The organism is Halobellus ordinarius (assembly GCF_031823395.1).
GTDB lineage: Archaea > Halobacteriota > Halobacteria > Halobacteriales > Haloferacaceae > Haloquadratum > Haloquadratum ordinarius.
In genome coordinates, this window is the sequence record NZ_JAVQKJ010000006.1 from 16,578 (window position 1) to 43,220 (window position 26,643).

General features: G+C 65.9%; 17 protein-coding genes. 7 read left to right on the forward strand and 10 right to left on the reverse strand.

The genetic code is table 11. The annotated features are described in order from the left end of the window. Nucleotides 1-77 precede the first annotated feature (77 nt). From RJT48_RS09245 to RJT48_RS09255, 3 genes are all read left to right on the forward strand, one after another. The gene (locus tag RJT48_RS09245; protein WP_311171994.1) at nt 78-2,084 is read left to right on the forward strand and encodes an ICP22 family protein; all 2,007 of its coding nucleotides are present in this window, start codon (nt 78-80) and stop codon (nt 2,082-2,084) included. 14 nt (nt 2,085-2,098) lie between these two features. After that, nucleotides 2,099-3,385, forward strand: a complete 1,287-nt coding sequence (locus tag RJT48_RS09250; RefSeq protein ID WP_311171995.1) for a hypothetical protein — start codon at nt 2,099-2,101, stop codon at nt 3,383-3,385. Nucleotides 3,386-3,505: 120 nt separating this feature from the next. Then, nucleotides 3,506-6,733: a PQQ-binding-like beta-propeller repeat protein gene (locus tag RJT48_RS09255; RefSeq protein WP_311171996.1), complete on the forward strand. Its 3,228-nt coding sequence runs from the start codon at nt 3,506-3,508 to the stop codon at nt 6,731-6,733. 20 nt (nt 6,734-6,753) lie between these two features. Here RJT48_RS09255 and RJT48_RS09260 read toward each other — a convergent pair whose 3' ends face one another. The 9 genes from RJT48_RS09260 to RJT48_RS09300 form a co-directional block, all read right to left on the reverse strand. Continuing rightward, a complete protein-coding gene (locus tag RJT48_RS09260; RefSeq protein WP_311171997.1) occupies nt 6,754-9,462 on the reverse strand; it encodes a hypothetical protein in 2,709 nt (902 codons plus the stop codon). Continuing rightward, nucleotides 9,449-10,594 carry a hypothetical protein gene (locus tag RJT48_RS09265; RefSeq protein WP_311171998.1) on the reverse strand — a complete coding sequence of 382 codons (1,146 nt, stop codon included), beginning with the start codon at nt 10,592-10,594 and terminating at the stop codon, nt 9,449-9,451. Before RJT48_RS09265 ends, RJT48_RS09260 begins: the two co-directional genes overlap by 14 nt. 1 nt (nt 10,595) lies before the next feature. Next, nucleotides 10,596-13,631, reverse strand: a complete 3,036-nt coding sequence (locus RJT48_RS09270; protein WP_311171999.1) for a hypothetical protein — start codon at nt 13,629-13,631, stop codon at nt 10,596-10,598. 3 nt (nt 13,632-13,634) lie between these two features. Then, nucleotides 13,635-14,930, reverse strand: a complete 1,296-nt coding sequence (locus RJT48_RS09275; protein ID WP_311172000.1) for an FtsZ/tubulin family protein — start codon at nt 14,928-14,930, stop codon at nt 13,635-13,637. Then, on the reverse strand, nt 14,900-16,978 hold the full coding sequence (locus RJT48_RS09280) for a carboxypeptidase-like regulatory domain-containing protein (protein WP_311172001.1): 2,079 nt from the start codon (nt 16,976-16,978) through the stop codon (nt 14,900-14,902). Before RJT48_RS09280 ends, RJT48_RS09275 begins: the two co-directional genes overlap by 31 nt. Then, complete coding sequence (locus tag RJT48_RS09285) at nt 16,975-18,051, reverse strand: hypothetical protein (protein WP_311172002.1); 1,077 nt, start codon at nt 18,049-18,051, stop codon at nt 16,975-16,977. Before RJT48_RS09285 ends, RJT48_RS09280 begins: the two co-directional genes overlap by 4 nt. A 1-nt stretch (nt 18,052) precedes the next feature. Further along, a complete protein-coding gene (locus tag RJT48_RS09290) occupies nt 18,053-18,370 on the reverse strand; it encodes a hypothetical protein (protein ID WP_311172003.1) in 318 nt (105 codons plus the stop codon). Next, nucleotides 18,367-19,545: an FtsZ/tubulin family protein gene (locus RJT48_RS09295; protein WP_311172004.1), complete on the reverse strand. Its 1,179-nt coding sequence runs from the start codon at nt 19,543-19,545 to the stop codon at nt 18,367-18,369. The genes RJT48_RS09290 and RJT48_RS09295 overlap by 4 nt, the downstream gene beginning before the upstream one ends. 542 nt (nt 19,546-20,087) lie before the next feature. Further along, nucleotides 20,088-21,101, reverse strand: a complete 1,014-nt coding sequence (locus RJT48_RS09300) for a metal-dependent hydrolase (RefSeq protein WP_311172005.1) — start codon at nt 21,099-21,101, stop codon at nt 20,088-20,090. A gap of 115 nt (nt 21,102-21,216) precedes the next feature. On the opposite strand from RJT48_RS09300, the gene RJT48_RS09305 reads away from it, so the two are divergent. From RJT48_RS09305 to RJT48_RS09320, 4 genes are all read left to right on the forward strand, one after another. Continuing rightward, nucleotides 21,217-22,512 carry an outer membrane protein assembly factor BamB family protein gene (locus RJT48_RS09305; RefSeq protein ID WP_311172006.1) on the forward strand — a complete coding sequence of 432 codons (1,296 nt, stop codon included), beginning with the start codon at nt 21,217-21,219 and terminating at the stop codon, nt 22,510-22,512. Between the two features lie 71 nt (nt 22,513-22,583). Further along, complete coding sequence (locus RJT48_RS09310; RefSeq protein ID WP_311172007.1) at nt 22,584-23,711, forward strand: aminotransferase class V-fold PLP-dependent enzyme; 1,128 nt, start codon at nt 22,584-22,586, stop codon at nt 23,709-23,711. Nucleotides 23,712-23,941: 230 nt separating this feature from the next. Further along, nucleotides 23,942-24,505, forward strand: coding sequence for a hypothetical protein (locus RJT48_RS09315; RefSeq protein ID WP_311172008.1), 564 nt, complete (start codon nt 23,942-23,944; stop codon nt 24,503-24,505). A 292-nt stretch (nt 24,506-24,797) separates the two neighbouring features. Then, complete coding sequence (locus RJT48_RS09320; protein ID WP_311172009.1) at nt 24,798-25,286, forward strand: Lrp/AsnC family transcriptional regulator; 489 nt, start codon at nt 24,798-24,800, stop codon at nt 25,284-25,286. Here RJT48_RS09320 and RJT48_RS09325 read toward each other — a convergent pair. Next, a complete protein-coding gene (locus tag RJT48_RS09325) occupies nt 25,279-26,295 on the reverse strand; it encodes an amidohydrolase family protein (protein WP_311172010.1) in 1,017 nt (338 codons plus the stop codon). The two genes, RJT48_RS09320 and RJT48_RS09325, sit on opposite strands and share 8 nt — an antisense overlap. Nucleotides 26,296-26,643 lie beyond the last annotated feature (348 nt).

The window sequence follows — 26,643 nt, forward strand, 5'->3', positions numbered from 1 at the left end:
CGGTGAGAATCCCCGGCGACAGGTGAGTGCCGGACCGTAGGGAGCCTTTTATTATATCACCGGATATTCATATGCGTATGGCACTCTTTCCGTCGTTGACACCGAAAAACAGGAGACAGCGCCGGCTTCTGTTCTTTCTCTCGATCGGTCTTCTCCTCGCTGCAGGGGTTTTAGTCATCGAACTGCTGGCGACCGCGTGGGGGTCGTGGGGGATCTCACGGAACGCCCTCCGCGGGGCGATGAACGCCGTGGGCGTCCCGGCGACGTTCTTCTACTACATCCCGCTCGGCGTGTTCGTCGGGCTCGTCGTGGGATTACTCCTGGACTCGTTCAAGTACATCCAGGGCGCCGTCATCGCGGTCGCCACCCTGATCGCGATCCCGACAATATTCCTCCCGCGCGGCGTGTTCATCGAACCGCTGGCGACGAGTTTCAGTCCGAACACGGTCCTCACCGCACTCGTCGCGGCCGGTATCACGCTCTGGGCTGGCGGGGTCACCCCCGATAGCCTCGCGACGAAACCCCGCGAGTATCCGAAGATTCCCCGGATTATGTTCCGTCTCGCCGTGGTGCTCGTCGCTCTCGGCCTCATCGAGGCACACGTGGCCTATCAGAGTCCCGTCCTGGCGGTATCTGATGGGGTCGTGCTCCGACCGTTCGTCTTCGAGGGACTGGACGGCACCGACGCGTGGGCGCACTTCATCGGGGCCGCCGTGCTCCTCCCGTCGCTCCGGTACTTCACGACCTACGAACGCAACCTGAACGTCATTATGATCGGCCCCAAGCGGAGCGGCAAAAGCGCCGTCTTCGGCGGGATTCACCTCTACATCCGGGACCACGTCGACCCCGATGGACAGGCGGCGAACCGCGTGAGCACGTTGCGCCAGAGCATCGAGAACGGCCAGTTCCCGGATCCGACGTCGTCGTCGGTCCAACCAGGGTCGCGGAACGCCCGGGGCAGCCAGCCGATGCTGCTCGAACTGCCGTACTCGTGGGGGCGGTTCCTCCCGACCCGCGTCCGCTTCAGTGCCGTCGACTATCCCGGCGAAGTCCTCGGTGAGATCCTCGATGAGGTCGTCGCGGAAGCGCGGCGGATCGCACAGGGCCAGGAAGCCGAACTCGTCGCCGACGGCGGCGATCCGTCCGATTTCGATGTACCCTTCTCCGATACTGGGGAGGACGACGAATCGGACGGGAAGTCTGCGGCGGTCGATGACGACGGCGGCGAGTGGGACGCGCCGTTCGATGACGATCCCGAGGAGACGTCAGAGTCTCTCGGCGGCGACGTTGGAAGCCCTGAATCCGACCCGACCCCGGACGCCGGTGGGGACTTCGGGAGGGGGGAGAACGGCCGCCCGTTCGGCGACCACACCGACGACGGCAGTCGGCTGTTCGGCGGGACCGACGGGGGAGCTGAAAACACCGGTCTCGATCCGAAGGCATCCTGGGAACAGGCGACCCAGGCCGTCCGCGAGGCGGCCAACCAAGAGCAGATGATTCCGGGCGTTCGGGGCTGTGTTCACAACGCCGACCGGATCGTGTTGACGCTCCCGCTCGACGACTTCGTCGCCCCGATCATCGACCGTGAGACCGTCCCCGACTATCTGCAGGACAGGGTCGTCACACCCGACGAGATCGACGATCACCGCTGGACCGAAATCCGGCCGATCGAGTACAACGGCCGGACCTACGCGATCAAAGGACCCGACCGGGAGGACCTCGAAAACTACCTCCTGTGGTACGAGTCGCTTCAGTCGGTCTACCCGGAGAAGGACATCGTCATCGTCGGGACGATGGCCGACTGGATGCTCGAGGACTTCCGGGAGAACCACCCGACGGACGATTCGCCACATGCGGATGCATACGAGGATTTCTGCGAACACGTCCGCGACGAGATCGTCCGCGAGCAGACGGGCGCGATCAATCAGGTCTTCGGGGGTCGCGACGCTGATCCGCTGTATCTGCTCTGGTACGAGATCGAAAACGACGAACCCGCCGGGACGAACGAACTCAGAATCGACACGAGCGGGCCCGCCTCGGTACTCAAGGGCGCGCGGCAGTTTATGGAGCGAATCAACGAGTAACCAAGGGGTCTCTGATGAGTCGATTCCGCATCTACGGCAGCGGCGGACGCCCGGTGTACGACTCCGCAGGGGAACCGCCCGAGCGACGGCTCGACCGGATCAAGCGTGAGTTCAACGCCGGTGTCGCGATGTTCTACGATCCGGGTGCGGGGCTGGTCCGCGAACAGGTGACGATCCACCGTCGGAGCCCGGAGCAGTTCGTCGCGACCTACGAGGCCGACGGCGACGAGGATCTCCTGGCTCGACTGGTCGAACACGTTCAGGAGGTCGCCGACGGTCGTGACTGGACGATCCAGCACGGAATCGGCGGGACGCAGGCACTGTTCGATGCCATCGCGGACGGGTCCGCCTTCGAGCGGGATGCACTCGCCGCGGTCGAAAGCGACCTCGCGGCGAGTTCGCTCGACCCTGCGGACCTCCGCGGAGCGGTCGATGCGATCGGCGGGGTCGACCTGCTCGTCCCGGATTACGAGACTGCGGCCGCGACGCTCGGCTATCTCCGGGAGACGCATCCCGAGTACGCCGTCGCGGTCACTGAAACGCCGGACGTCGAGACCATCGCCGGTGCGGACGTCTTCGTTCGACCCTCTCGGGAGGCCGACGGCGTAGCGCCCGGCCCGGAGTTCCGCGCGTGGCTCGACCGGCGGCGGGCGGAGGCCGCAGCAGACGCCTTCCGAAGGGCCACCGAATCGTTTGCCGAGGAAACCGAAGCAGCGTCGGGGGTCGACGTCCCGACGGCCCTCAGCGTAGCATATAGCGGGAGCGAGCCAGTCAGCGACCTCGATCGCCGACTCGTCCGGACCGGAGAATCGGCCGCTGACCGGAGCGAATTCCGACGGACACTCCGGTTTGCCCTGCCGGGTGCGCTCATCTTCGGCCTCCTCGCGGGGGCGTTCTGGCCCGGTGTGGTCCCGTTCTCCCCGGAGAGCCTTCAGCTCCATCTCCTCGGCCTCGCCGGCGGCGTGGTCTGGCTCGGCGCCGTCTTCTGGACCGGAGTGGCGCGAGACGACGCCAGCGCTGAGTCGTCTCTGGAGCACCTCCCCGATACCGCGCGTGCTCAGGCCGAACGGGCAACGGACGCCCTCTCCGCGCTCGTCGCGGCCGCCGGCGAGGACGCCGCACGGGAGACGCTCCGGACGACCGTCGCCCAGTACGAGGTCGCGGTCGAACCGACCGGGGAGCGAGGGCAAAACCGGGTTCGAGCGGTCGCCGCGGCGACGGCACTCGCGGCTGCCGTCGGCGGATTCCTCCTGGTCGTGATCGTCTTGGCTACGGACAGTTTCGCCGCTACCGGCCCCTAAGGGAGTTGACTTTTTATCATTCCACGATACAGGTGCCCCTATGTCGAGTGATCGAAGGCCGGCGAATGCCGCCGAACTCGCAGCCGCGGGGAGACCGGCCGCCGAGCGGGGGCAACAGCCGTGAGCGGGCGAGGAGACGAAGACGTTGCGGACGCGTATGACTCGGTCCGGTCGGTCGATACGGGTTCAGTCGTCCGCTCGGCCGTCGGCGACGCGCGGATCGCGCTGGGCTCGGTATCCGGCGACGTCACCTTACTCTCAGCCGACGCGGAGGAATCGAGACGGATCCGTATCGGGGAACGACCACGAGGGCTCGCCGTCGACCCCCTGCTGTACGTGGGGGTCAATTCGCGCCTCCAGGCGTACACACTCGACGGCGACCCGGCGTGGGACGCAACCATCGCCGGCGCCGAGGCGCTCTGTTCGCTCCCCGGAGACTCGATCGTGCTCGCGGCGACGGCCGCAGGCGAGTTCGTCGGCCTCGATGCTCACGACGGGTCGATACGATTCCGTACCGACCGGAAGCACGCCGAGGTCAGCGACCGAATCCACCTGGCCGGCCGTGACGGCCGGTTTCTGGCCGGGGCCTCGTGGTATCTGACCGTCTTCGATACCGGGGGACGGCTCCGGACGGAAGTCGACCTCGACGGGGCGATCACTGCGGTCGGCGCCCTCGACGGTCTCGCCGTCGTTGCGCTCCGTGGTGGTCGCCTTGCTGGCGTCGAACTCGCTACCGGTGAGATTCAGTGGACGCGCGAACGGGAGATCGACTGGCTGGCCCCGCGTGGAACGGGCGATCTTTACGCGTCTGCCGGGGACCGACTCCTCAGTCTCGATGCCGCCGGCGAGGTAACGGTAGTCAACACGTTCGACGCCGGGGAGTCCCGCCGCGAGGCGGGTCGGCGTTCTGGCAGCCGGGGGCGCCGAATGCTCGTCACGACCGATGGATCGCTGGCCTGCCGGATCGACGACACCGAGGCCGAGGTCTTTCGACCCACCGGATCGCTCCCGACCGTCGATCTGACGGTGCGGGATTCGACCGTCGGGGTCGGCGAGGCGGTCACCGTCGATATCGAGAGCCGTGGCTCGTCTGTGCGTGGGGACGTGCGGATCGAAAGCGACGATGCGACGTTCCAGCCCGGATCCCGGGCCGTTCGGCTGGACGCCGAGGATGAGACATCGGTGACGTTCACACTCTCCGACGCGGCGGCGGGGACGGCGACAGCGACGGTCGCGTTCCTCGAAGGAGGCGCTCCCAGCGCCGCTCAGTCGCCCGAGACACGGGCGGCGGAGTCACTCACCGTCCGCGGCGGGCAGTCCCCGCTCGCCGTCGAGACAGACTGTCAAGCCATCGAGAACGGAACTGCAGTGCTCGAGGTTACTGTAAGGACCGAAGACGGCAGCGAACTCCCTCGTCTCACGATCTCGCCCGGGGAGGACGTGGTACCGAACCCCGGTCAGTCCTCGCTTACGCGGACGACTTCGGTCCCGCTCGATACCGATACGATCGAGATCGTCCCGGCGGATGCCCGTGAGCCAGTCAGCCGCGCGGTGACGCTGCCCAGTGAGCCGCTTTCCCTCTCGATCGCGGCCCAGGCGGGGTTCGTCGACGTCCGTCTCTCGAACGAGGCTTCGGTGCCGATCACGGATTGGCTCTCTGTCTCCGGCGACGGCCTCCCGGACGAGTTCGATCGATCCGTGTCACTGGCTCCCGGTGCCGAACTGACGGTCGCGATTCCGTCACTGGTCGATGGCCGGACGGAAGTTCGGGCTGAGACGGCGGTCACTGCGGCGACGACTGTCGTCGCGGTCGACCGCGCCGCCCTCGATGATATGAATGGGGCGCAGGCTGATGCGTCGCAGTCAGCCACGGGACCGACTGCGGATTCGGCCGGCGGGGGGGAACGACCGGACTCGACAACAGACAGCTCAGCCGAGGCCCGGGACTCGGCGACCGGACGGATATCCGATCGCTCCGACCACTCATCGCCGGCGTCGGCGGCGTCGTCAGCGTCGGCGACCGAATCGCCATCCGACGCGGGGTCGGACAGGACAGCGCCGGCGACGCCCACGGAGACGGGGGATGGCGACCCGGATACGGTCGCTGCGGAAACGCGCGACGACTTCACGGCCGAAAACCGTCTCACTACTCCCGATCCGATCGACCTGTCCCGCGAGTTCGACGCAGACGCCGTTCCGCAGGGACACGCGGTCGAGGAAACGGTGACGATCGACAATGTGACGACGGAACAGCGGTCAGTGACCATCTCGTCGGGCGGGGGCACCGAAACGATCGACGTGACTGTGCCAGCCGAACAAGAGACGCGGGTGCTGCGGTATCACGCCGCCTGGGGAACCACACCGGTGCCGATCCCCGGCATCACCGCGCGGACGGACGAGTACGAGACCTCGCTGCCAGAGACGTCCGTCGACGTCGAGCCGTCGCCGCTCGTTGTCCGGCCAGTCCTGTCCGAACGCGCCACCGAGACGGACGTCCACGTGGCGGTTCGGAACGATCGCGATCGGTCGTGTTCGGTCGTCGAGATCGGCTCCCGGGGGTTCTCGCAGAGCGCCACCTTCGATGACTTCGAGGTCCCCCCGGACTCGATCGGGTACGGAACGACCACCTACGAAGGGGCGCCTGCGGAGGATCCGTCGTTGACTTTCGTCGGGATCGAGGGTCGCAAGCGGCCGATCCGCACGCTTGCACCCGTCCGCGAACGCGCGCCGGTTCCGGTATCCGTCGCTGTAGAGGCGATAGACGTCCTCGGAGAGCGGGATACCAACGTTGTGCTCCGAGTCGACAACGACGGCGACGTGCCGCTCGACGTCCGGGTGGAGGCGAACGGTGACGTCCCCGACGAGTATCTCTACTCGGCGTCGACGCTCGCGGCGATCGGGCCGGGCGAGTCGGCGACGCATCGAATCGAATGCACCACGGACGCCGAAGCGATCGAACTCCCCGTCGAGGTGGTCGCCTCTCTCGCCGACGATTCGACGGCCGGCGACAACGCGACAGGCGGCGAAGCGACAGCCGGTGACGACGGGACAGGCGGCGAAGCGACAGCCGGTGACGACGGGACAGGCGGCAAAGCGACAGCCGGTGACGACGGGACAGGCGGCAAAGCGACAGCCGGTGACGACGGGACAGGCGGCAAAGCGACAGCCGGTGACGACGGGACAGACAGCGACGAATCGGCGGCGGAATCGATGACAGCGACGCTTGTTGTCACGGGAGATCGGTCAGCCGACGCCGCAGCGTGGTCTGTCGACGCCGGCGACGATCCCGAAGCGACGATCGAACCGACGGAGCCCGGCACGCTCTCGACGCCCTTCGAACGATCCTGAAGCGGGTGTGACCCACCGAGTCACTGCAGCTCGGCGCCCAGCTGGACGGTCCGTCTGTCCTGCAGATAGGCGTAGAGGTTCCGGCCCGTGTTCAGGAGGAAGCCAGCGACGATGAGGCCGTAGAGCCCGGTCGCACCCCACAGGCCGTACTGCGTGAGCTGGAAACGCTGGCTCGCTGCTGCGCGCTCTGTGCGTACTGCGTCGGCTTCCTGGGTCGCGCCGGCAGCGGCGTAGGTTTCGGCTGCCGAGGCGTAGGCTGCGTCCATCCGCTCGATCTTCGCCGACATCGGATCGAGCCGCGCCGGGTTCAAGACGAGCGGCTGCTCGAAGAGCACGAGGGTGGCGCTCTCCCGGATCGACGCCCGGGTCGTTCGCGCGGTTTCGACGTCACTCGCAGCCTCGTCGACCTGCGAGAGATACGTCTCGAAGGCTGCTGAGGCCTCGCTGTTCAGTTCCGCTGCCCGCTCCGTTTCGCCCTGGATCGCTGCCAGCCGGGCGAGCTGGCGGTTCGCGTTCGCCCGCTGGAGCGTCGTGGGCTCGCCGTTGTCTCCCTGCAGTTGCGAGCGGTAGTACTCCTCCTGGGCGGTGACCTGTTCGTCGGTCGCCGTCCGTGCGGCCGCCAGCGACTCGCCCGCGGCGGCGCCGACGGGCTCGGACTCGATGCGGTCGACGTACTCCGTCATCGCGTTCAGGGTCGCTCGGGCCCGAAGGACGTCCTCCTGGGCGGCTGCCGCCCCCTCTTCCGACCGCGCCGCGTCGGCGGCGTCGAGTGACTCCAGCAACAACAAGGCGGTCTCGCCGGCGGCGATGGTCTCCGTGAGGTCGCCTTCCGGGACCTCCCGGCCGTCTCTGAGTTGCGATTCGAGCCTGCCGAGGGCCTCGCTCATCCCACTGGCCGTCCCCGCACGCGGCCCCGAGCCGCCCTCGTACGTCGAAAGGCGCTCGGAGATGTTGTCGATGAAGGGCGTCGGCCGCGCGATCACGGTCACCGTCTGCGTCTCGACGCCCTCGCCGCTGACCTCGAACTCCCACCGGTATTGTTCGTAGAGTTCGGCCGACGTGTCGAACGAGATGGCGAACACGAGCGGCGCCGATTCGCCGGCGTCGAGTTCCGTCGGCTGTTCGGCCACCGTCAGATACTGATCGGGCCCGGAAACGCGCGTCACCTCGACGTTCGGCACCGATTCGTATTCCAGCACCTCCGAGACGTCGACGCTCGTCGTCTGCCGGTTCGTCACCGTGACGTCGCCCAGATCGACGGTGTCCCGGTCGACGCCGAGTTCCGGCACGTGGTCGATCGTGAGTTCGCGCGTGATCGACCCCGATCCGGCGGAGGCGGTATCGACGTCGACGGTAAAGGAATGGCTGCCTTCCGCGGCAGCGGGATCGGCTGCCAGCACGACGGTCGCGTCTCCGGTCGAGAGGCCCCCCACGGTGTCGGGAGCGTCCTCGATGCTGGCCTCGACGTCAGGCGAGTCCGTGCTCGCGGAGACGTCCGTCACCTCCATATCCAGATCGCCGGTGTTCTCGAAGCTGACAGTGGTTTCTGTCACCTGCACGTCGGCCTCCGAGCGCGGGACGTCGAAGACGTTCTGTGCGCCCTGGCCGTCGACAGAGCCCAGGTTCGCCGGGTAGTACACCTCGCCCTCGACGTCGATCGTCTCGGTCGGGCTGTCGGGGTCGTCGGGCGTCAACTCGATCTGCCAGTCGAGGTTCGCGTGTTGCGGTGCGTCGCTGTTCGCGGTCACCTCGACGTCGACCGTGTCGCTGCCGCCGGGGTCGGTGCTGACGAATCCGGCGCCTTCGACGTCGACGGAGCCGTCCTCGTCGGTCCCCACGACGTTCACGCTGACGCCGTCGATCCCCTCGAACCCGGCGGTCTCGCTGACGGTGAGTTCCACCGTCTCGGACTGGCCGCGGAGCACGCCCCCGACGTCGACGTCGTCGGCCGACAGGACCGGGGGCTTTTGAACATCAATATCGGCATCGAACGACTGGCTGTTCCCGAGGTTGTCCGTGATCGTCCCCGAGATCGTGTAAGTGCCCTCTGACACCGATGGGTCCACACTCACGTCGAGCGATGCAGTGCCGGTGCTTCCGGCGTCGACCTGATCGGAAAGGGAATCCACCGAAACGTCGACCCCGCTGGGCGAACTGTCGACCGAAACCGACTCCGGCACCATCACGCCCTGTCCGGTGTTTTCGAACTCGACGTCGAGGTCTTCGGTCTGTGTGTTGTCGTCGGTGAACGTCACCGTCTCCTCCGGGCGCGTGGTGCCACCGAAGGCGGGTTCGAGGACGTCGACGTTCAGCGTCAGCGTCTCGCTTCCCGCAGTCCCGCCGCCGTCGTAGTCGATCGAGACGAACCAGTTTTCACTACCGCTGGCCCCGGAGTACGCCTGCGCCTCGTAGGTGACCTCGTACGTGTGGCCGTTCTCGACTGTCCAGCCGGACGACGATCCCGACGCGCCGCTGTCGCGGTCGTTCCAGCTTTCGAACTCGAAGACGACGTCGCCGCCCTGAAACTGATTGGAACCGGGAGCGTCGACGCTGCCGTTCTGTGAAGCGACGAACTCAAATGTCAGCTCCTCGCTCTTCTGCTGGTTGTCGAGTGCGGCGTCGAGATCCACGTCGCCAGTCACGGCGGCAGCTGGACCTGCGAAGGCCGACAGCGCCACGATAGCAGCGAGCACGACCGCGAGCGCCCGGACGCGTTCACTCGCCGCCATCGGTCGTCACCTCCGCTGGCCGCGGTGTGAGTATCGAACCGACCGACGCCGCCCGTCGGTCGATCGCCCACTGGGACATCCGGCTTGCGACGAACATCGTGGGGATGGCGAGCACGAGCGCGTACGCGAAGACGACGAGCGCTGACCCGATCGCAAGCGAGAGGAGCGTCCCGGAACTGTCGTCGGCGATCGCCTGGACCTCTCTGGTGCGCTCGCCGAGGTTGTGCGACTGCGCGATGCGGACTGCCTCGCTGGTTTCGGCGTTTGCGGCCCGCGCGTCGCTGTAGAGGCTGAACACGCCGACGGAGTGGGACGTGACGGCGGCGACGGGGCTCGTACACGTCTCGCCGCAGCGCTCGCCGAACGCCTGTGCCGCCGCGATCGACTCGTTCATCTCCGCGCGGTCGCGCTCGTACTCGCTCGCGAGGCTCTCTGCCCGGACTGTCACTTCCGCGAACCGCTCGCTTTCGCCGCCGAGCCGGTAGGCCTCGCCCGCACGTTCCAGGGCGGCGACCCGCTCTGGAGTGCTGATCCCCTGCCGCGAGCGCTCCTCGAACTGCTCCCCGAGCGAGCGGAAAAAGCGGTCCAGCGCCACGCCGGCCAGGGAACTGTACTGCGTCCCGCCGGCGGATTCGAGCGTCGACAGCGTCTCCCGCGTCTCCCGGGCGGTCTGCAGGCCGCTGGAGAGGTCTCCGTCGGCCGCAGCGCGGTACGCCTGGTCGAACCGCACGAGGGTGCGCAGTACCGCGCGCATACGCTCTCTGTCGGCTGCGTCGAACTCGCCCGCCTGGACAGCGACGATCGCCTGCGTCCGGATCACCTCGAACTCGCTGTAGGTCTCCAGTGACTCGCGGTCCGAGAGTTCGCGGAACGCCGCGAGGAACTCGTTGCTCGTCTCCGGCGCGTCGACGTCGACGGGGGCCTCGACTTGACTCCGGTCACGCGGCGCGACGGTGCCGTCGCTCGACACCGCTTCCCGGGCTCCTTCTGTTGCCGGGACGGGTTCGCTGATCGGTGCGACTGACTCTCCCGTTCCTGCGGACGGTGCCGCCGCGGCTGTTGCCGCAGCGCCCGTCGCGGAAACGAGCACCATCGCGACCACGAACGCCCCGAGGAGTCTGTGGATACCCATCTCAGTGCCCTCCGCTGTTGAGCCGCTCTCGAAGTGCGTCGTGTTCGAACAGCTCTTCGACCGCATCGAGCAGACACACGCCGACGTACGCCTGTGCGACGGCCGTCAGTTCGTCGTCGACGTCCCCGGACTGTCGGGCCAGATCGCCGATCTTGTCGTGGACCATCCGCGCGGGCCCGATCTCGCCGACCTCGCTCCACCGCTTGTCGAGGAACTCGTCGGTCTCGGCGAGCCGATCCCGCAGCGCCCGGCGCTGGTGGTCGGCGCCTTCGGCACCGCGGTCGAGGAAGGTTTCCAGATCGACGTAACCTTGCCAGGACGCCTCGACCATGGTCGCGTCGATTCCACGGAACAGCTTGATGTTCCGCCACTCCGACATCGCTCCTTCGACGGCCTCGATCCCCCCGTCGACCGCCGAGAGCACCGCATCGACGGCTGAACCCGGTTCGACGTTCGCTTCGAGCGCGCGCTCGGGGCTCGTTTCGAGTTCGTCGATCAGATCGAGGACCGCCGACAGCACGGTCCCGTAGTAGTACGGAATGGCGACGTCGTGATCGGGTTCGCTACTCAGCGCTTCGATCCGATCACGGAGCGCCGCCCGTCGCTTTTGCTGTGCGTTCGATAGCGAAAACGTGGCGTCGATGGAGAGTGTCACGCTCGTCGTCCGATCGGCCTCGACCGTGGCCGTCTCGACGCTTCGCTCCGTCTCCAGCCCCGAAATCTGCGGGTGGGCAGCGAGTTCGTACCGTCCCACGGGAACCTCCTGGCGCGCCTGCGCGGATTCCTCGGTCGTGATCGTGCCCGGCTCCGCGTAGGCCACCGCGTCGCCGTCGACGGGTGTCACCTCGACGTCGACCTCCGCCCACTCACTGTCGCCGACGCTCGTCCCGATCGATAGCGTCCCCAGCTCCGGTGTCAGTTCGACGGTTGCGCCCGACTTCGCGGCGTGCTCGGCCTGGACAGTCGTCTGTTCGCCGGGCAGGTCTTCGTACTCCGCGGCGAACGTGACGGCCGAGGCTGATCGCGGGATCCGGAAGGCCGCCTGGCCGTTGGGATCCGTCGGTAGCGATTTCGGTGGATCGGCCGTTCCGACGTCGGGTTCGGCACGGACGCGAGCGCCCTCGAGCGGCTCGTTGTCGAGTCCGCCGGTCACCCGGACCTTGATCTCGCGAGGCTGCACCGAGATCGGCACCCGATCGCGGTCGATCCCTGGATCCAATTGGACCTGCCGTCGGGCGATCGTCCCGCCAGCTTCGACGACCTCGAACGCCCACGTTCCGACTTCGAGTTCGGTCGAGCCTTCGCCGCCGGTGAGGTTGATCCGCTCTTCGTCGTTCGTCGTGTTGATTCCCTGGCTTCGAGTGCTTCCCGGGATTCCGCCGCCGGCTCGGCCATCTCTAGCACGCTTACGGTTTCGGCGGCCACCTGGACTGTCGGGCCGTCCAGTTCCGCTCAAGCCGCTGCTTTGGCTACGGGCGTCGCCGCTCATCTGATTGCGTCCCTCGGATTCGACCTCTCGTGCCACGACTGCCTCGGCCCCCGCGTACGAGTCGCCGAGTTGTTCGTCGACGACGTCCACCGTTACGTTCACCGTCGGGGGCTCGTCCGGCGAGGTTCCGGGTGAAGAGCCGCCTGAGCTGCCCACGAACGGGATCCTGGGTGAGAGGCCGAGACGGCGGTTGCGGCGCAGGACGACCGCTCCGATGACGATCCCCAGGACGAAGATGGCGGCGACCCCAGCGAAGATGAACAGGTCGGACGTGATAGACTGGAAAACCCCTCCAAGCGGCCCCGTGACCGCGTTCGTCTCGTCTCCCGGGCCGCCGTCGCCACCGCCTCCGTCGCTATCGAGCGTCGCGTACGCGGATCCCCCGTTCGCAAACTCGATCAGGAGTGCGGTCGTGTCTGCCGGAAGCGACGCTGACTCTCCGAGAGACAGCGTCCCTGTCGAGGTATTCAGACTCGCGTCGAAGTGCTGGACGCCCGACCCGTTCGTGTTCACCCACAGGCCGGCGACCGTTCGCTCTCTCCCCGCGAGCTCGGGGACAGAAACGGTCGTGCGATCGTCGCCGGGGTCGGCCAACAGGGCTCTGGATTCGACCGCTACCGTCTCGCTGTCGAGGAGCGTGTTCTCCCTCCGCTCGACGGTTACCTCGATCTCGGAGGCGACAAGCAGCGCCGAACTGTTCAGCCGGAGTTCGCCGTCGCTTGCGGCGTCGACAGTCACGAGATATCGGCCGTCGTCGTTTGCCGGCTGTCCGTCGACGACGTAGGTCCGCCCTTCGGCGAAAAGCGGGTTCGAGAGGGAGAGGCGCTCGGAATCCCGCTCGGCAGTCGTCGCGGCCGCGGCAACGTTCCCGACGTCGACTGTCGTCGAGCCGTCGAGATAGCCGGTCCGTCCTTCGACAGTCACTTCCCGGGGCTCGTCGAGAACGCCGAGGTCGTCGAGCGTCCCCCGATCGATCACGACCGCGGAGGTGTTATCCGATCGCGAGAGCGTGCCGTCGACGTCCGCCGTCGTCCCGTCTACCGCGACGGTTACGGGGATCGTCGTTCCTTCCGGGAGCCCCACCGCAACGTCGAAACCCACCCGGAGCCGTCCGTCGTCGGTGAAGCTCCCCGAGCGGCCGCCGAACCGGGCGTATCGGAGATCGAGTCCCGTTCTGGAGAAGTTGGCGCCGCTTTCGTGTTCGACGGTGACCGTCGCATTCGCGAGGTCGTCGGTGGCGAGCGTGCCCGCGTCGGCCAGTTTCGGGGCGTCGAGTTGGTACGTGTAACTGCCGCCAGTGGGGGCTCGGTCCTGCTCGATCGACGCGCCCGCGACGTTGATCGTTACGGTCTCATTTTGGCCCTGGAACGGCCCGGTCCCATTCTGAATTTCGACCGCCAGTCCGCCCGCGTCGGTCTGTCGGATGTCGCCGTCGACGGCCCCGTTCTGTGCGCCGGCCTGCGGCACGACGGCGCCGACGGCCGCGAGACAGAGGAGGGCGGCCACGAACGCTGCGACGAGCCGTGATCGGTGACGGTGTCCTCGCATCTGTCACTCCTCCAGGCGGTTCCGGTACTGTCTGAGGTTCTCCTCGATCCGGTCGACCCGGGCGAGCTGATCGGTCGACTCGCCGCGTCTGAGCCCCTCTTTCTCCGTCTCGTAGAACTCCCAGGACTCCTCGAAGAGGGGGCCGAGATCGAAGCCGGCCAGGAAGACGAGTACGTCCATACTGTTGCGCCGGCCGGGTGCCTGCGCGAGGGTTTCCATCCCGACAGTCCCCCGGAGGCCGTTCTCGGCTTTCCACTTCGCGAAGCCCTCGCCGACGCGACCCATCGTCACCTCGCCCGACTGGATCTTCCGTTCCGGCGCGCGGACGATCACGTACGCCGCTTTCGCAGTCGAGGGATCCAGCGGCACAAAGGCGTTCTCGACGGCGCTTTCGATCGCGAGGTCGATGTCCAGCCCGGTCGGTTTCTCCATCGCCGTCCCGAACGTCCCGTGGTAGGCGCCGTGGAGTTGTGGTTTCTCCACGTAGTCTTTGACGTCGATGGTGCTCTCCGAGAGCCGGCCGGCGCTGATGAACAGGTCGATGGCGTCGATGATCCGCTCGTTGACCAGCGTCTTGTCGTCGACGTAGTCGCCGCGGCTGTCCTGTCGGACGTCGTCGCCGCCCTGCAACGCGAGTTCCTTCAGCCGGGTGTTCGACGCGAGGATCGTCATGTCGGCGTTCGGCTCGCCGTCCTCGCGCATCAACAGCCGCGAGAGGCCACAGATCGCGTTGTAGTGTCGCTGGGCGGACTCGTAGTCGAACGGCCACGCCGCCAGGGCGAACTGCGTGATGCCGTCGAGCCACGCGGCGTTCATATCCGCCGTCTTTCCGCCATCCGGGCCCTGTGAGAGCTGATCGATGATGTACGGGACCGACCCGTTCCCGCTCCCGCCGCCGAGCGCGACGGAGTACATCAGCGCCTCAGAGCCGCTGATCTTGTTGTTTATCGGCCGGAAGATGGTCTCGAAGTCCTCCTCGGCGAGGCGTTCGCCCTCGAAGAAGTCGTTGCCGACGCCGACGGAGGCGCCGCCGAACGTTTCGACGTGCTCGCGGGACAGCGTCTCCCGATCGATCGCGAGGTCCGACTCGTTGCGGTCGATGTTCCGCATAATGTCGGTGTCGTTCGTGTTGACGAGCACGACTCGCTCGTCGATACCGGGGTTGTCCTTCCGGGTGAGAAACTGGATGGCGATGTTGCCGCCGCCCTGCCCGACGGCGATGATTCCCAGGGTCGTGTAGGCGCGCCCGTCGCGGTCGTCGGCGGCCATCAGGCGATCACCACCTTTTCGTCGGTCCACTCGAAGTCGACCTCGGTTTCGACCTGCCGCAGCAGGTCGCAGAGGAGCCCGTCACTCGTCGGCACTGTCAGATATCGTTCCCGGATGTCGTCGTAGTACATTTCGTTCTCGTCGGGTAGTTTCTGATCGATGAGGTCCGCCAACTGCGTTTCGAGGCGTTCTCTGTCGTACACCAACACGCCGTCGCTCTCCTCACGGACCGAAAGCCCGGCGTCGTCAGCCCAGAGTGCGAGCACGCACGGGCGGTATTTGTCCTGGACGCCGATGTCCATCTCGTCGGTGAGATACCCCTGCTGGTCGTAGCGGGCGTCGACCTTGCCGGCCACCTCGTCGAGGAGGAGCTCGGCGTCCGTCCGCATTCCGTCACAGAGCCGGTCGATCGCGGTCTCTTCGGCCAGTGTCACGTCGACCGTCCGATCACGATCGAGCGTGACCTCCGTGTCCCGCCGGCCGTACCGGCCGTCGTCCGTCGAGACGGTCACCGTCGCGCTCCCGCCAAGCAGTGGGTCGAACTCGAACGTTCCGGCGCCATCGATGGTCCGGGTGAGGCGTCGGCGTTCGTCTCTGATCGTCGTTTCGACCGTGACATCGCGGGTTTCCGGCGGGTCGAGCCGGACCTCGACGGTCAGATCGAACTCCTGGGCCGCGACGTCGGCACCCTGTGTGAGCGCGGGCCGACTCTCCAAGTAGGTCACGTCATCGTTGCGGTAGGCGTACAGTTCCATCATCGGGGCGGCCGGGTTGTACGGAACCTCGCCGGGCGTCACCTCACCCTCAGTCGCGAGCGCCCGCTCGACTTTCCCGCGGGCGTCGTCGTACGCCAGGATGGCACCCTCGCGGTCGGCGGCCTCGTCGAGCGCCGCGACGAAATCGTCCACGAACCCTTCCCAGCGGCTCCGGAACGCCCGCAGGTCCGGGGCGTCCCGCAACTCCTCGCGGGGAGAGCGATCCAGAACGGCGGGCCGCTCGAAGTAGTCCGGCGGAGCGTCAGCATCGCTGAAGGTGTCGAAGTATGCTGTCAGTTCGCCCTGGAGATCCGAAATGATCTCGGCACACGCCGACAACACCTGCGGCCGGAGTTCCGATTCCAGCCGATCGAGATCGAACGCGGAGTCGAGATCGGCCAGCTCCCGTTCGGCGTCGTCGATCTTCTCGAACTGGGAGTCGGAGGCGTACCCCGCCACTGACGACGACTGCACCGTCTCGATTAGGTCTTCGAGTTCCGCCCGCTTCTGTTGGAACTCCGACCGCTCGGCGTCCTCGATCTCCGCTGCCACCTCGATGACGTGGTCGGCAGCCTTCCGGTACTGGCCGTCGGCGACGTACGCCTCCAGGGTGGCTCTGTCGACGACGGGCTCTCCCGCGACGTCGTGGACGCGGGCGACGGCGTCGCCGAGTCGATCCCTGAACTCCTCCTGGTGGGATTCGAGCCGCTCGGTCAACTCCGTGGGTGCCCCGGCATCGGCCCCGACCACGGTCATCGCCTCGCTTTCGGGTTCCGCGAGGAGATCCGCGTCTCGCAGCCGATCGATTCCCTCGTTCATCTCTCCGACTTTCGATTCGACGAACTCCCTGAAGCCGGCGCGCAGCCGGTCTTCGAGGATCTTCCCGACGTTCGTCTGATACTGGGTGATCTGGCCTTCGCCCATCTGGTACTCGACGACCTCGACGTCGTAGCCGCCGTTTCCGGCGGTGACCGAGAACCCACGGTTCTCCACGCCACGTTTGAGGTCCTCGATCTGGTCGGCGTGTTCGGAGGGATTCCACGGCGTCTCGCGGTCCAGCCGCTCGTAGGTTTCGAGCAGTTCCTCGAGGTCGTCGGCGAGGTCCCGGCTCCGGGACTCGATCCGCGGTGAGGTCTCACTAGACGAGCGGGTGACGCGGCGGTGCCACAGCAATCCGCCCACCAGCAGAATGACCGGAACCCCCCCAGCGAAGAACAGCACTGCCTCGCCCGACCCCGAAAACAGGAACACCGCGAGTCCCGCGAGCGCGAGTGCGAATACGATACCGCCGGCCGTCAGCCCGTCTCGTCGTGTCGATTTCATAGTCCGATCACCGCCCTGAAAGCAGCCACGAGTGCATCGACGAGCCCGAAGTACCACACGATACCCGTCGCTGCCAGAAGCAGAAGTACCGCAGCGCCCAACTGTCCCACCAGCTGGCGTGGACTGAAGTCAACCGCCGAAGTCCGGCTCCGCTTGTGCGCGACTTCGCCGAGGATTTTGCCCGTCACGTACCGTCCGAGTGCGCCGCCGACGACGGCGCCGACGATCAGGAAGCCGACCACGTTGAGGAGGAGCGACGTCGCCCCGTCGCTCGCCCGGGCACCGAGCTTCTCGTTGGCCGCCCTGAGATCGTTCTGGACTGCCGTCACTGTCTCCTCCCGGTGATCCGCGTACGCTCCCAGCGCGGCCGTCGCGTCCGCATCGCCGGCCGCGGCGGCGGCGAAGAGCGACTGCTGGACGGTGTCGTAACTGTTCTGCAGCGCCGTCGTCTGATCGAGTTCCGTGATCCGACCCCGATCGACGGCGGCGCCGTCGGCGTTGATCTCCGCCGCTGCCGTGCGCATCTCCCCTGCCGTCGATACGTACGTGTCGTTGGCATCCTGGAACCTCGTCAGCCGGTCCTCATCGGCGAAGGAGATCCGGTACGGCCCCGAGCCGCCGACTGAGACGACGTCGAGGGTTCCCGCCGTAGCCTCGATATCGGGGGTGTTCACTTCCGAGGGCCCGGAGATAGCCGAGTCGGCCCCGAAGTCGATCGTGACCCGTTCGTCCACGTTCGCGATGGTGATCTCGTAGCGGTACTCCGAGCTTCCCTCCACCGTTATGCCGTCGATCGCGTCGCCGTTCACCTCCCAACGGCTGCCGGTCGGATTGGTGTCGAACTCACCGCCGGAACAGAGGACGAGTTCGCCCCCCGTCCCGGCGTATAGCGTGGCCGAGTCACCGGGCTGTACTGCCGTTCCGTCCGGGAGCACTAACACGAGGCTGTCTCCCGCAGTACCCGGACAGATCGAACTCGCATCGCCGCCCGACTGTGCCGTGGTCGGCGCGGCGACTCCCGCGAGGAGCACCATCCCGACCACCACGCCGAGCACGATTCCGTTCACTCGCATCTCAGGGCCTCCGGTTCAGATACGTCGCGATCGATCCGATGCCGATTCCGAGCGCGAGCCCCACGAGTGCGCCCACGCCGCGCAGGTGGTTGATCCACTCGGCGTTCGCCTCGCTGATCCGTGCGACGAGTCGCAGATTGCGTTCCGTGCGATCGACGAGGGCGGCGAAGTTCCCGGCGTCGCCTGTCCCCTGTGCCGCTGCCGGTCCCGCACCTACCCGGAGCAGAAGGGCTGCGACGACGACGAGCACAAGCGTGCTCGCGAGAAGCGTCGCTCTCGGCCGCGAGCGCCACCACCGAAGCGTGTCCTTTTCTCTCACGTCGATCCCTCCCGTTCCGCGATACGTTCGATCTTCGCGATCCGATCGAGGTTCTCCCGCTCGAACCGGAACGCGGTCGTCACCGACGCCAGATTGCGCTTCGTCACGGCCCACCCGGCGTTCGCATCCGAGCAGTAATACAGGAGTTCGTCGTAAACCGCGCCGAGTGAGATCTCCTTTTCGTCCCAGCACCAGGCGGGCGCCTGCGCCACGGCGACAGCGCTTTCGGCGTCGGTCGGCGTGAACCCGTCCAGGGTCTGCCGGTCGATGGCGTCGGCGATCAGTTCGGTCTCCCGGATCGGACGTCGACCGATCTTCCCCGGGGTGAGATACCCGAGTAGCGACTCCGTCTGTCGAACGCCGCGCCCGAGCGTGGCGTACCCCGCACGGAATCCGTCGCCGTCGATGAAACGGACGAGGTCCTGCAGGTCGACGTCCTGCATCTGGACGTCGAGGTCGCCGCCGGTCCGCTCCCGCTCGGCGCCGAGGACGATATCGAGGAACGCGTCGGCGACGTAGCGGTTGTAGTCGCTGAACTCGTTTCCCTGCGCGACGTCCAGCGCCAGCCGCTGGTTGTCGACGAGGACGATACTCTCGACCTCCGTTTCGAGGTTGTCGAGGCCGAACACCGTGTTCTGACACTGGGTAATCTGACCGCCGCCGGCGTCATCGTCGTCGTCCCAGCCTGTCGCGTCCACCAGTTGGGTGTTCGGGAGCACACCGACAGCGATGATGTCCATCTCCGACGGCGAGTACGATCGGATCTCCCGGGCGAGATGCGGCGCGATCCCACAGCCGGTGCCGCCGCCGAAACCCAGGAAGATGAACGCGTACTGCAGCGTCGAGGGATCCGCCTCCAGTTCCGCGTACACCTCGTCGAGCACGCGGCCGACCTCGCCCTCGTTTCGCTTCATCACCTCGTCGGACGCGGTCGGCGTCTGTCCGAACCCGCCCGTGACCTGCTCTTCGAATCCGCGTTCGGTCCCGCCCACGAGCCCCCGGTTTCGCGAGATGCCGTACCACCGCTCCTGCGGGATGTTGTCGAGCCGTTCGAGGTCCTGGATCGTCGAGTTGAACGCGATCGCCTCCGCCCGGAGGTCGATGTTGTCGTGTGCGAATATCTGATCGACGATCTGGGTCCCCGCCTGCCCCGCCCCCACAAAGAGATATTGCATATGACAGTTGCTGTGATTTTTCGGAACAGGCCTATTATACTTGACGACCAGGGAGTCCCGACGCCGTCATCCGACTCCGTTCCCGGCTGCCTGCATTCTCACCTTGCGTGACCGCGACCGAACGCACTCGGCGACGGGCGCCCCCGGCCTGTCCCCCGGAATTATACACAAGACTTTTACTCGTATCGTTGAATTGTCCTGTACGGTCACGGACGAACGCCTCGACGGGCGCCCGGGTAGGGGTACACGAGCGAACGTCGGACGTCGTCCCACGGATATTTTTCGGAGACTGAACGGCGAGCAGCGCCGCGCGGGTCGAAGCGATCGCGAGCTGCAACCAGCTCTTGTAACGCGGCCAGCCGGCTTGACGTCGGGAAGCTGATCATACTATCGCCCGCGACGTAGACGGAGATCGCCACGGAATGGATGGAGTATCATCCACGAGGTAGACGGAGTTCCGTACACGAGTTAGACGGAGTTCCGTACACGAGGTAGACGGAGTTCCGTACACGAGGTAGACGGGGACGCTCGATATCCCGGTTTCAGAGCCATACCGCGGCGTACACGGCCGCATAGCCGGCGAGCGCGAGGGTCGTTCCGGCGAGGGCGATCCCCCAGTAGGCGAAGCCGGCGCCGAGGTCGACCGCCGCTGGTCGTGTCACCGGCGGCAGCCTCGGCCTCGTCCGGTACCACGAGAGCACGCCGCAGGCGGCGCCCACCGCCAGGATCGAGAACACGAAGTGATACGACACGTCGAGGGTCGGCGGAACCAGGACGAACGCGGCAGCGCCGTACGTCGCTCCCAGTCCCGCGGTGCCGTCCGTGACGGTCCAGAGCGTCCGGTCCGTGACGACGACAACCGCGAGCGTGGCGAACCAGATCGTCGCCAGTTCGATACCGAAGGCTCCGAGGAGATGCATCGTCGGGTCCGGATGCAACACGATCCGCTCTGAGAGGACCGCCATCTCGAACGGGTACAAAAGCTGTGGGGGCTGTCCGGTCACGAGGTCGCCCCACGGATGCGTGAGAAGGCCGATCGTGGCCGCGAGACCGACCGTTCGGACCGACAGATCCGTCCACTGTCGGGTCGCGGTCGCGATTCCGACGCCTACAACCACGAACGCGCCCATCACGATTCCGCCGAGTGGCCCGCTGACGGCGATGGCGACGCCGACGAGCCCGACGAGAACGGCCGCCGCCACAGAGCGAGTCGCGACGGTTCTGGGCGTCCGACCGCGGAGGGTCCAGACACCGAATAGGGGGCCTGCCACCAGCGCGATCAGCACCGAGTGCGTCATCGACCGGTGGACGCTGTTTGCGGCCTCCCAGAACGCCGACGGCGGGAGCCCGTTACCGAGGAACCGCCCGGCGTCGAGTGCCACGACAGCGTACACGACGTCGACGTCCGGGAGTGCCGCAAACGCGCCCATCACGGCACCGAGCGTCAGTGCACGCCGAGCGGGCCAGCCTCGCCACTCCGCAAACAGCACCGCAAGCGCGAACGCGAGGAGGGCGTGGCCGATAAACACGTTCCCGATAGTTCTCTCTGTGAGCACATAAGCGCTCGCCTCCGGATGTGGCGTGGTAGCGGGTCTCTCTCGGGATGTCAGGTATTTCAGCAACGTCTTTCCGACCCGCATATATTTGTGCGTCTCCGCGGATGGATGCCGTATGGGTGTTAGGGACCGGCCCGCGATCCACTGGACCTACGATGCGGCCGCAGCAGAACCGGATGGGGCGGTCGGGAGCGCCCGACCGGAGGTTGTTGAGGCCGCGGACGGAACCTTGCTCGTCGCCGGCGATCGGGCACTGTCAGCCGTCGATCCGGCGACCGGAAACAGATTCTGGGCGGAAACCTTCGAGAAGCGGGTTGCCATCGAGGGGACAACCTCGAACGCCGCTATCGTCTCGGAGGGGTCGCGTGATGTGCTAGGCGAGGACCCTGTCACGCTCGTCGCAGTCTCGCTTGAGTCCGGGACTCGGGTCTGGGATCTGTGTGCGGACCTCTCTGATACGGTTGTCGACGACCGAACGCTTTTCTACCGGACTGACGATTCCGTCACGGCTGTTGATTCGTCGACGTGGAATCGACTGTGGCGTACGACTGTCTCGGACGCGAACGCGTTGGCTCCAGATCTGCTGGCTCACGGTCTTTTGGGCGTCGGCACCGTCGATACCGACACCGGCGGGTTGGTCGCTCCCGGAGCCTTTGCGGCGCTCGATACCACTACCGGCACTCGACAGTGGAGGAGCACCGATGTCGACCCAAGGGTCGGTGTCAATCCATATACGGGCAGTGACGACCCGGCGTGGCAGATTCTCACCGACGAAGTCGCGGTGACGAGTAGTCGGGACCGCTCGCTCGTCGCTCTCGATACGACAGATGGCACGCTGCAGTGGCGGTTCACCCCGGATCGGACGCTCCCCGTTGTCCGACCACTGGCAGCGAACGACGACTACGCCGTTGTGGGAACGTTTCAGGCGACAGTTGTCGCTCAATCGGTCACTTTCGACAGCGCACCGGACGCGGTCCATCTGGTCTCCCTGGATACGCAGACCTGTGAATGGCACTACGAAACCGGGTCGTACGAACCTGGAACCGGGGCCGCTCTGCTCGGAGGGACGGTTCTGATCTACGACCACGGCACCATCGAAGCCCTCACTCTCTCAACCGGGACGCAAAAATGGGAGTTCGAGACGTCCGGGACTTTCAGCACCCGGGAGACTGTCAGTCACGTCGACGACAAATTCCTCACCGTCTGCCAGGGAGGGACAGTGTATCTGGTGTCTTCTGAGACTGGAGAACCGCTGTGGACCTTCGCTGGCGGGAACAGCAGCGTCGAAGCGCTCCAAACGGCGGATCGCCTCATCGTCGCCAACCACGACAGCGGCGACGGCGTCATCTACGCCCTGGATTGGTCTGCTGGCGTTGATACGAACCACCGGACGCGCGTGTACTCCGGTTGAGGCGGCTTTCAAGCCAGCGTGGCCCCCTCGGTCGACAGCCTCTAAGTGCCGACCCCGCAAAACAGCATCCAATGACGACACCTGCCGAAGTTCGCGAGGCTGTTCCCGTATTCGACGACGTCAGATATCTCAACACCGGCGCGAGCGGCCCGACACCGCGACCGATCGTAGAGGCTGCCCAGGACGCGATCGAGGCCCACGAGTGGGAAGCAGCCAGCAACGAGGGTCCTTACCCGCATGCGTTCGATCTGTACGACGACGTTCGCGCGGATGCGGCAAGTTTCGTCGGCGCCGAGACCGAGGAGATCGCGCTGACCCAGAGCACGACCGACGGCATCAACCGCTTCGCGTCGGCACTCGAATGGGAACCGGGCGACGTCATCGTCCGGACGGATCTGGAACACCCTGCGGGGATCCTTCCCTGGCAGCGGCTCGAACGCCGCGGGTGTGAGGTGCGGATTGCTCCCACGACCGATGGCCGGATCGACCGCGGCGCCTACCGCGACGCAATCGCGGATGCGGATCTCGTCTGTCTCAGCGCGCTGACCTGGAACTACGGGACGCGGCTGCCGGTGGGCGAACTGACGGCCGAGGCCCACGACGCCGGTGCGTCCGTCCTGGTCGACGCGGTACAGGTCCCGGGGCAGTACGACGTCGACGTGACCGACTGGGGCGCAGACGCCGTTGCGATGGCGAGTCACAAGTGGATGCTCGGACTCTGGGGCGGCGGCTTCCTTTACGTCGATAGCGAGGTCGTCGCCGACCTCCAGCCGTCCGCGATCGGATACCGGAGCGTCGAGGACTCGGGCGCCGTCGACTACACGCTGAAACCCGGGGCGCCGCGGTTCGAGGTGGGGACGACGAACCCCGCTCCCTACGCTGCACTCTCGGCGTCGGTCGATCTGATCGAGTCTATCGGGCTCGATACGATCGAATCACACATCGGCGATCTCGCGGCCCAGTTCGTCGACGGCGTTCCGGACGGGCGGCTCATCAGCCCGCGGGATCCGGAATCGGGGCTGGTGACCGTTCGCGTCGACGACCCCGAATCGATCGTCGAGGGGCTCCGCACGGAGTACGACGTCGTCGTCCGGTCACTCCCCGAACCCGAGGGTGCGGTTCGGGCCTCGCTCCACGTGTACAACACGCCTGCGGACGTCGACAGGCTCCTGACTGGGCTGCACGACTTGGCCTGGTAGTTTCCGCTCGCTGTTTTTTCTTCCAGGTCGCTCTTGGTTCGCTCTTGGTTCGCTGACTTCGGTTCGGGAGTGTACCCTGGGACTCCACCCTTCGAGATCCATTTGATATACCGGTATGTGATTTATTTGCCCGCAGCTGGTCGATCTTCGGTCGGGTGACGACGAGTCTCGCCTGCTCAAGTCCCGTGCCGGAGAAGTCATACGTCCCCCCGCTGTAGAACCTCCAAGAGATGCCACGACGCGACACTATCAGGGTCCCGCTCGAACCGCTTCGACAACGGGTAGCGGAAGCCACTGGTCGCTCGGCTTCGCTTATCGATCTGACAGCGGTAGAACTGACGGACAACGCCCTGGAGGTGACGATCGAGCAGCCGGAAGGAGACGTCCCGGTGGTCGAGGTAGTAGTGGAGGGGCCCGACGGTCGGACGGATCGGACGCCGGCCCGACTCGATTCGCCGTCCGGACTGCGAGTGTACGGCGAACTACTCCGGATCGAATATGCCGGGCGCGATGCCGAAACCGACGAGATCCTGGTCTCGGTCGACCGCAAGGCCGGCGACAACTGGGAGACGCTGCTCGGCTGTGGACAGATCTGGGCAGTCGAAACGACCCAGAACGGCGAGTCGGCCTCCGTTTCGTGTCACGTCGAGACGCCCTCCCAGGCGGAGGAAAACGAGGAATCGGAGGAAGCGGTGGCGGATGATGACGATAGCGCCCCCGAGAGCGGGGGCGACGAACAGTCGGAAGAAGACGAGGAGAGCGCGGATGGGTTCTTGAGCAGTTTCGGCGGCTAACCACGCCGAGTCTCGGAATTCCCGTTGACACCAGTAGTGAACTGGGGACTGCTATACCAAATTCCACTGATTCATACTGATTACTCTCGTCTCTTACCGCCGAACGCCGCCAACGGGGGTGGCCTTCGACGGTAAACAGTGAGAGTAATCAGTATCAGCAGGGTTCGATCGGTCCGATTTGGTGCTTTGGTGTATCGTGTGATCTCGAAACGGGTGGCGACGCAGAGAGGCATCAGTCCGACCGATTCGGAGACGTACAAAGGTAAAGTATCCGTGCTGCGGACGTACACCTATGAGTGATCAGGATATCGACGACGTCGACAGAGCGATCCTGTATGCGCTGCAGGAGGATGCCAGAAATATGTCGTCGGGGGAGATCGCAGATCGGACCGGGACCTCCAGCAGTACCGTCCGCAAGCGCATCCAACGGCTCGAATCGGAGGAAGTGATCAAAGGCTACAGTGCCGAGGTCGACTATCAGCGCTCCGGGTACCCGCTCCGAATGTTGCTTTTCTGTACAGCGTCAATCCCCGAACGCGGCGACATCGTGCCCGACATCCTCGAGATCGACGGCGTCGTCTCGGTTCAGGAACTCGTCACCGGCGATCAGAATCTCCTCGTGACGGCGGTCGGCGAATCGGACAACGACATCACTCCGGTCGCACAGGAACTGCTCGAGATGGGGCTGACGGTGGCCGACGAGGTCCTCGTCCGGAGTCACGAGACGACACCCTTCGGCAAATTCGATCCCGAGACGTCCCGGGAGAAATCCCCTAAATAAGGACTCGCTCGATATCCAGCGCGGTCGCCCGACGGACGACCGCCTCCACCGGGTCGGTCGTGCCAGTCAAATTGTCCGAATCACCATCGAGCACGACGAGCGCTGCCGGTCGCCCGGATGCAATCATCCCACTCTCGCGGCCGATGATATCGGCACCGGCGCTCGTTGCCATCTGCAGCACTTCTCGGGCGGTCACGTCGAACTGCTTCGCGGTGAAGGCCATCTCTCGGAACATCGACGGCGGATTCAGCATCACGTTGTCCGTCCCCAGGGCGACGGTCGTGTGATCGAGTAACTCCCGTATCGGCGGGCGACCGACGTCGAGGACGGCGTTCGCACGGGGACAGACCGCGACCGGAACCTCCTGCTCGGCAACTCGGTCGAGGTGGGACTGCTCCGCGTGTACCATATGGACGAGCAAGTCAGGATCCAAATCGAGCGCAGGGTCGATATCCGTCGGATCCGGTTCGCCGGCGTGGATCGCAAACGGCCGGTTCCGCTCCGCGGCGGCAGCGCGCTCCGAGCGAAAATCGTCGTCGTTGGCACCGCTGGCACCGTATCCGTCCGCAACGTCGAGAACTGACGCGTCTCCGGAGCCGAAAATAAACGGGTCGAGGTCGACCGATTCTGCAGCGTCCCGTAGTGCCCGAGCGCCAGGGATTCCCGATTCTCGGAAATCCAGACACGAGACCGTGCCCGTCCGTTGCATATATCGGAGCGTCCGGTGCATCGCAGCCACCAGTTCTGCCGGATCCGCGGCCGCCAGCCGACGGTGCTTCAGGCTGTCGGGTGGGGCCACCGCCTCGTCGAGTGAGCGGCCGACGGCGGCCTCTTTGGCGACCGAGTCACCCAGGTGCGTGTGCGCGTTGACGAACGCTGGCAGGATGATCGACTGGGAGGTCGTCTCCGCCTCTTCGACAGCCGTGATGCGGCCGTTATCGATCACCACGCGGCCACGAACCGGCTCGAACGATTCACCGGCGAGAACCGTCCCGGCGATTTCTTCCATACTGGAAACCCGGCCGCCGTAACGATATGATTTACTGACGAGAGAAAACGAACGAAGCGGTATCTTTGTTTCCCAGCGACGTCCCGTGAGACTTCTCTGGGTTGAGACGCCTCTGGCGAATTCGAGTCGCCAGCGATGATCTGATAGCCCGCTGTGAGGGTCTCCCCACCGGAAACGCGCCCATCCAATTCGGCTATTGGTTTCTGGAACGGCCGATCGACCGGACAAAACCATAATGTTCTATAATCGGAGTTTGAAGAACGATCTGGTAATATAGATAGATTTATTAGCTATTCTGTTCGTATTGCTGGTAATCGCGACCGATAGTCGGCATCCGGATGCGAGACC